4 protein-coding genes are annotated in these 3,016 nt (G+C 50.0%); 1 reads left to right on the top strand and 3 read right to left on the bottom strand.

The annotated features are described in order from the left end of the window. From DBO31_RS00075 to DBO31_RS00065, 3 genes are all read right to left on the bottom strand, one after another. Positions 1 to 733, bottom strand: a 733-nt coding sequence (locus tag DBO31_RS00075; RefSeq protein WP_234995330.1) for an ABC transporter substrate-binding protein, incomplete at its 3' end; no start/stop codon positions are given. Between the two features lie 5 nt (positions 734 to 738). Further along, positions 739 to 1,554 (bottom strand): ABC transporter permease, encoded by an 816-nt coding sequence (locus DBO31_RS00070; protein ID WP_059077085.1) that lies wholly within the window; start codon positions 1,552 to 1,554, stop codon positions 739 to 741. A gap of 3 nt (positions 1,555 to 1,557) precedes the next feature. Then, a complete protein-coding gene (locus tag DBO31_RS00065) occupies positions 1,558 to 2,496 on the bottom strand; it encodes an ABC transporter permease (RefSeq protein WP_059077084.1) in 939 nt (312 codons plus the stop codon). A 235-nt stretch (positions 2,497 to 2,731) separates the two neighbouring features. Here DBO31_RS00065 and DBO31_RS00060 point away from each other — a divergent pair. Next, positions 2,732 to 3,016, top strand: a 285-nt coding sequence (locus DBO31_RS00060) for a bifunctional 2-polyprenyl-6-hydroxyphenol methylase/3-demethylubiquinol 3-O-methyltransferase UbiG (protein ID WP_150824129.1), incomplete at its 3' end; no start/stop codon positions are given.

The raw sequence follows: 3,016 nt of genomic DNA, 5'->3' as shown, positions 1-3,016 counted from the left end.
GCAGCCCCTGAACGGCATCGAGTTCTCCACTTTGCATAGCCATGGACAAGGAGTCGCCATCAGTAATGCTGCGGACGACGATTTTATCTAATTTTGGCTTTGTCTGGCCCCAGTATTGTTCGTTCTTTTTGAGTTCTATGCCCTGGTCGGTCACTTTGACCGCCACATAGGGGCCGGTACCGACAGCGATTTTATCTTTGATGCCGGCTTCCATATCGATAATAGCACCATAAGGATCTGCCAGGTAATGAATCATGGCAGGTACCTTTTCTGACGAATGGATGGTGACAGTCTGACCGTCAGCGGTGATCTGGTCGATCTTCAGATCATGGGGAGCCCGGTCATTCCGTTTGATGAGGTCTTCCAGACAGGCCTTAACGGCTTCGCCCGTTACTTTTTTTCCGTTGGAAAAGGTAATATCATCGCGCAAGTGGATTTTTAGCGTATAATCATCCATTTGTTCATATGATTCGGCAAGCCAGGGCTGGACATTCATTTCATTGTCGAATTTAAACAGTGTTTCCCCTACACCATAGCGGATTGTACTCCAGCCACAGTAGGTATCATGAGGATCTGTGCTGGCGTTCTGCATAGCCGGGCCGTAGGCCATGGTCCCATAATGAAATACCTTCCCTTCTTCTTTCGCTGTTTTGCCTGCATCGGATCCGCAGCCCGATACGAGCAGGGCTGCTCCCAGAAGGGCCGTAATCAGGTATTTGAATTTGTTGTTCATACATGTCACCTCGTCGTTTTGGAATCGGCCAGATCGCGCAGACTATCGGCAAAAAGCTGGAATATGGCCACGGTAATGAATATAGCAGCACCTGGAACAAAAATTGTCCATGGGGCAGTCTGCAGCAGGTTACGCGCACCGCTCATCATCGATCCCCATTCAGCAGCCGGAGGGGCAGCACCGAGTCCGAGAAAGGAAAGACCGGCAATTTCCGTGATAATCGTACCGATGTCAAGAGCGGCGGTGATCAATACGGGACCTATGATTTCAGGCAGAATCTGTACGAGCAGGATTTTTAAAGGAGAAAAACCGCTCATGAGGGCCGCTTCGATGTAATATTCATGGCGTAGCGGCAGTACCTGATTGCGTACGAGACGTGTATATTTAGGCCAGGCAACGGCGGCGATGGCCGCGGCGGCATTGAACGTACCGCCGCCCAGGATTCCCGCTACGGCAATGGCAAAGACCATAGATGGAAAGGCGAGGAATACGTCGGTCAGGCGGAGCAGTATGGTCGTTGCCTTTCCTTTATGATAACCGCAGATCAGTCCGATAAAGGCGCCAAAAGAAGATGTTGTCAGGGCTACTGCCAGGGCAGTACATACGGTTGTCCTGGCTCCCGCTAAGGTGCGGGACAACATATCCCGGCCATAGCGGTCTGTCCCGAGCCAATGGATGGCATCGGGTGGTCTGAGTGCCATAGTCAGATTCTGGTCGTACGGGCCAAAGGGCATCATATAGTCTGCCAGAAGAGAGGTTGCAAGGATTACCAGAATCAGGGATAAAAAGAAGTAAAAGCGGCGTTGTTTCGTAAGGTACATGAGTCAGTCCTCCTTTTCCCGGGCAGCAATGCGCGGGTCGAGAAAACGGCAGACTATGTCAGAAAGAAGATTGACTCCGACGTATATAAGGGACATCCATATGACGTATGCCTGAATGATGGGATAATCGCGCATCATAATCGCATCTACAGCCAATTTTCCGATGCCGTCCCAAAGGAAGATAGATTCGATGATGGCGGCACCACCCAGCAGGGATCCGGCCGATACGGCGAGCAATGCCAGAAGGGGTGCCAGTACGGAACGCAGTACATAGCGGGTGATGACGAACTGGTAAGATAGTCCCCGGGACAGGGCGGCCTGTACATATTCCTTGCTCAGTTCATCGAGGAATACAGCCCGTATCTGGCGCGTGTATTTGGCCGTCATAGCGATAGCAAGGGTAAGAGCGGGCAGAATGGGCAGCATGGATGAGCTGGTACCCAGAAAAGAAAAAACATGCCACTTTACGGCGAATATATATAACAAAATAATAGCGATAAAAAAATCTGGCAGAGAATTTCCGGTAAACGACAGCAGGCGGACCAGCTGGTCCCAGATACTGCCTTTGCGGATTGCCGCAAGAATGCCCAGCGGCAGGGATATGAGCAATGTCAGCCCCAATGCCATGGCCATCAATTCAATCGTAGCAGGCAGCTTGTCCATAATCATCGTAAAGACGGGCATGCCGGAAACGAAGGAATTTCCCATATCGCCATGGAGTATGTTAACGACCCAGGATGCATACTGGGTAAAAAAATCCTGATCCAGGCCCAGACTGGCACGGCGGGCAGCCGCTGCAGCTTCGTTGGCGCCCCCGTTCTGGTCATACAGGATATCGACTGTATCGGTCGAAACGGTGTGCATCAGGGCGAATGACATGAACGTAATGCCTATCAGTATGAGAATAAGGTGCAGCAGCCGTTTCCATATATACCGTTTCATAAAGAGACCTCTTTCCTGGGAGAATCTATCGGTAATCAACGCTATTAATTATAATATATTTTTATGAAAAATGGTAAGCCGGGTAGGGGGATGCAGTCAATAAAAGTCTCTTATACTGCATGCAGGAATTCTGTGTTTCCATATGCCCCCTGAGGGGATAGTCAAAAAAGAGTTTTGCTTATATACTTTTAAGTAAATATACGGGTATGCTATAAATCATCAGGGGGAAATACAGATGGAGGAACTTAGCAAACAAATTCAGGAATATTGGAATAAGCGCAGTCAGGATTTTAGTACAGTGCGACGCAGAGAACTGGCCAGCCCGGATGCACTGGCCTGGCAGTCCTATATTATGAAATATTTACCACGTGGCCGCCGATTGAAGATATTGGATATCGGTACCGGCCCGGGGTTCCTGGCTATTCTCATGGCACGCCTGGGACATGATGTCACAGCCATTGATTCTTCGACAGGCATGATACAAGAGGCCCGGCGGAATGCGGCGGAACATCACGTATCT

Source organism: Megasphaera sp. DJF_B143, from assembly GCF_900320625.1.
Taxonomy (GTDB): Bacteria; Bacillota; Negativicutes; order Veillonellales; family Megasphaeraceae; genus Megasphaera; species Megasphaera hexanoica.
The sequence above is the reverse complement of the archived record's forward strand: the minus strand, read 5'-3'. Positions and strand labels throughout refer to the sequence as shown.

Coding starts and splice junctions, on each gene's coding strand:
- DBO31_RS00070 (WP_059077085.1), bottom strand. CDS start 1,554: ATGTACCTTACGAAACAACGCCGCTTTTACTTCTTTTTATCCCTGATT.
- DBO31_RS00065 (WP_059077084.1), bottom strand. CDS start 2,496: ATGAAACGGTATATATGGAAACGGCTGCTGCACCTTATTCTCATACTG.